Genomic DNA, 3,466 nt, shown 5'->3' on the forward strand with positions numbered 1-3,466 from the left:
GTTCTTCTATAAACCCCGCTCATTTATAGATTATCAATGGCCGGATAAAAAGTATTAGTTTGTGACCAAATGTACTTCTGCCCGCAACGTCACGTAACGGACTGAGGATTTCTCCGGATGCATTTGCAGCTCGGGTACAATACCATCTGATTTCAAAGCATAGCACTTAATGCCCGGTCCGCTCTGCAGACCGGTTCGTGTTTTTAACCCTCAGGAGTGCAGGAAAGCCCATGACCGTCAGACTCGGGATCGTGATGGATCCGATTGAAGATATCCACTTCAAGAAAGACAGCTCACTGGCCATGTTGCTGGCGGCGCAGAACCGTGGTTGGGAAATCGAGTATATGGAGCTGCCGGACATGTATCTCGACGGCGGCCGGGCCATGGCCCACACCCGCGATTTGACGGTCCACATGGACCCCGAGAACTGGTACAGCTTTGGTCCGAGCCAGGACCGGGCGCTGGGCGACCTGGATGTCATCCTTATGCGCAAGGATCCGCCGGTGGATCGGGAGTTCCTGATGGCCACCTATATACTGGAATCGGCCGAGCAGCAGGGCGCGCTGGTGGTCAACCCGGCGTCCACGCTTCGCGACTGTAACGAGAAGCTGTTTGCCACCCAGTTCGAGGACCTGACACCGCCGCTACTGGTCAGCCGTTCGGCAAGACGGTTCCGCGAGTTCTATGCCAAACACGGCGACGTCATCATGAAGCCGGTGGACGGCATGGGCGGGCATTCGATCTTCCGCATCCGGGAAAATGATTTCAACCTGGGGGTTATTATCGAAACCCTCACCAACTATGGCACCCACCAGGCCATGGCCCAGAAATACATTCCGGAAATCAGCGATGGTGACAAGCGTATTCTGCTGATCGACGGTGAGCCGGTACCCTACTCCCTTGCGAGAATACCCTCCCATGGCGAGAATCGGGGCAATCTTGCTGCTGGCGGCCGGGGTGAAGGCCGCGAGCTGACCGCCCGGGATCGGGAAATCTGCGAGCGCGTTGCACCGGTGATTAAAGATAAAGGGCTCATTTTTGTCGGCCTGGATGTGATCGGTGACTATCTTACCGAAATCAATGTCACCAGCCCGACCTGTATCCGGGAACTCGATTCGGCCTTCGGGATCGATATTGGTGGCCTATTGATGGATGCGATTGCAAAACGCCTGGATCAGGCATAATCCGGTGTTGGCGACCGGGCAGGTTTAACGACAGGATCCGTATCAGGAATGGCAGTTCAGGTAAGCGACTTCGACCGGTTTTCCTTTACCCTCTTTATGGCGTTGGCGGTGCACGCCATTGTGGTGCTGGGAATTACCTTTGCTCCCGAATCGCCCCGTTCCTCGGCCCAGACCATGGAAATCACCCTGTCCCAGTTTGACGACGAGGAAGCCCCGGAGAAAGCGGATTTTCTGGCCCAGACCAGCCAGAAGGGCAGCGGTACCCAGGAAGAGGTTCGGGAAATGACCACGCCCCAACCGGCAGAGGTCAGCCAGCCTGAGGTGGCTCAGGTTCAGCCCGAGCCGCCGGCCCAGACCGAACCCCAGCCGCGCCAGGAAAAACAGGTGGTGCAGACCGAGAGTGCATCCGCTCAGAAGGTTGAACAGCCTGAGGAGCGCACCAAGCCGGAAGAGGAGCCTCTGCCGGTGCGGGAGAAAAAGAGCCTGATGGAGCGCAGTCTGGAAATTGCCAGCCTGGAGGCCCGCTTCGATGCCCAGCAGCAGGCCTATGCCCGCAAACCCAGGGTGATGCGCGTTACCGCCGCGTCTACGCTCAAGTCCACCAACGCTTGGTATGTCCAGAACTGGGTGAGCAAGGTAACCCGGGTGGGCAATATCAATTACCCGACCGAGGCGCGCAATGCCGGAATCTATGGCACACTGAGAATGCTGGTGTCGTTGAAGAAAGATGGCACCATTAAAGAGGTGGCTATCCTGCAGTCTTCCGGTAGTACCGTGCTGGACGATGCGGCCATACGCATTGTCAGGATGGCCGCACCTTTTGCACCGTTTCCGGACGAAATGCGGCAAGAGGTGGATGAACTCGAAATCATACGCACCTGGTCCTTCCAGCGTCGGGGGCTGACATCCGGATGACAGCATCGAAACACTCTCCCCATAGCTTGCGGCACCATTTCCTGGTGGCGTCACCCTATCTTGCTGATCCGCGTTTCCACGGCGGCGTCATCTATATCTGTGAGCATTCCGACGACGGTGCCCTGGGGCTCATGATCAATCAGCCGCTGGACATCCATCTGGGTGAGATTCTGGAACAACTGGATCTGCCAGGCGGTGAGCTGGACCTGCCGGTATTCAGCGGTGGTCCGGTGCAGCCGGAGCGGGGTTTTGTGCTGCATCCCCCCGGAACCAGCTGGCAGAACACGGCCAAGGTGACCGAAGACGTTCTGTTGACCACATCCCGTGACGTATTGGCCGGCATTGGCCGTGGCGAAGGCCCCGACGACTATCTGCTGGCGCTCGGATACTCCGGCTGGGGTGAGGGTCAGTTGGAAGAAGAGCTGGGCAGCAACGCCTGGCTGACCTGTCCGGCCACCCTGGATATTCTGTTCCACACTCCCTGGGAAGAACGCTACAAGGCGGTGCTCGCCCTGATCGGTATTGATCTCAACCAGCTCAGCGAATCGATCGGTCATGCCTGAGGCTGCCAGCCGTCGCGTGATGGCGTTTGATTTCGGAACCCGCCGGATTGGTGTTGCCGTCGGCCAGGAATTACTGGGTACCGGGCAGCCTGTGGCGCTGATACCCGCCCGGGACGGTATCCCGGACTGGCAACAGATTGAATCCCTGCTCCAGGAATGGCGCCCGGATCTGGTGGTGGTTGGCTTGCCCCTCAATATGGACGACACCGAGAACGAGATGTGTGCCCGGGCGCGCAAGTTCGGCAAGCGCCTGCACGGCCGCTACCATGTGCCGGTTGAAATGGTCGATGAGCGGCTCACCAGTTTCGAGGCCAAGGGTGAGGTCATGGCCGCTGGAGGCAGCCGGGATTTTGGCCGTCACGGGGTTGATGACCGGGCCGCGGTGCTGATACTGGAAACGTTTTTTACACAGTGAGGACCTAATGACGGCATTGCTTGATATTGATCAGTTGCTGGACCAGATGGAAAGCGGGCTGCGTCAGGCGCTTGAGCAACGGGGCGTGGAATCTCCGGTGCTGATTGGTATCCGTACCGGCGGTGTATGGCTGGCGGATGTACTCAGCAAGCGCCTGGGTATTGAGGAGCCGTTCGGCGAACTGGACATCTCCTTCTACCGCGATGATTTCAGCCGCATTGGCCTGAATCCCCGGGTCAAACCCTCAAGCCTGCCCTTTGACACTGAAGGCCGGGACATCATCCTGATTGACGATGTCATTATGAGCGGCCGGACCATCCGGGCCGCGATGAATGAGATCTTCGATTATGGCCGCCCAGCCAGTATCATACTGGCCACCCTGATTGACC

The 3,466-nt window shown here is 58.3% G+C and carries 5 protein-coding genes; all 5 read left to right on the top strand.

Translation table 11 applies throughout. The features are described from left to right. The first annotated feature begins 230 nt into the window (after nucleotides 1-230). Complete coding sequence (gshB, locus tag ACESMW_RS18750) at nucleotides 231-1,184, top strand: glutathione synthase (protein ID WP_372988481.1); 954 nt, start codon at nucleotides 231-233, stop codon at nucleotides 1,182-1,184. Nucleotides 1,185-1,232: 48 nt separating this feature from the next. Continuing rightward, on the top strand, nucleotides 1,233-2,099 hold the full coding sequence (locus ACESMW_RS18755) for a TonB family protein (protein WP_372988482.1): 867 nt from the start codon (nucleotides 1,233-1,235) through the stop codon (nucleotides 2,097-2,099). Continuing rightward, nucleotides 2,096-2,662 carry a YqgE/AlgH family protein gene (locus ACESMW_RS18760; RefSeq protein ID WP_372988483.1) on the top strand — a complete coding sequence of 189 codons (567 nt, stop codon included), beginning with the start codon at nucleotides 2,096-2,098 and terminating at the stop codon, nucleotides 2,660-2,662. The genes ACESMW_RS18755 and ACESMW_RS18760 overlap by 4 nt, the downstream gene beginning before the upstream one ends. Further along, complete coding sequence (gene ruvX, locus ACESMW_RS18765; RefSeq protein WP_372988484.1) at nucleotides 2,655-3,077, top strand: Holliday junction resolvase RuvX; 423 nt, start codon at nucleotides 2,655-2,657, stop codon at nucleotides 3,075-3,077. Before ACESMW_RS18760 ends, ruvX begins: the two co-directional genes overlap by 8 nt. Before the next feature lie 7 nt (nucleotides 3,078-3,084). Further along, the coding region (pyrR, locus tag ACESMW_RS18770) for a bifunctional pyr operon transcriptional regulator/uracil phosphoribosyltransferase PyrR (RefSeq protein ID WP_372988485.1) at nucleotides 3,085-3,466 on the top strand (382 nt) is incomplete at its 3' end.

This window comes from Marinobacter sp., assembly GCF_041690455.1.
Classification (GTDB): domain Bacteria; phylum Pseudomonadota; class Gammaproteobacteria; order Pseudomonadales; family Oleiphilaceae; genus Marinobacter.

Bases quoted from the DNA above. Each gene is read 5' to 3' on its own strand.
- gshB (WP_372988481.1), top strand. From the start codon at position 231: ATGACCGTCAGACTCGGGATCGTGATGGATCCGATTGAAGATATCCAC.
- ACESMW_RS18755 (WP_372988482.1), top strand. From the start codon at position 1,233: ATGGCAGTTCAGGTAAGCGACTTCGACCGGTTTTCCTTTACCCTCTTT.
- ACESMW_RS18760 (WP_372988483.1), top strand. From the start codon at position 2,096: ATGACAGCATCGAAACACTCTCCCCATAGCTTGCGGCACCATTTCCTG.
- ruvX (WP_372988484.1), top strand. From the start codon at position 2,655: ATGCCTGAGGCTGCCAGCCGTCGCGTGATGGCGTTTGATTTCGGAACC.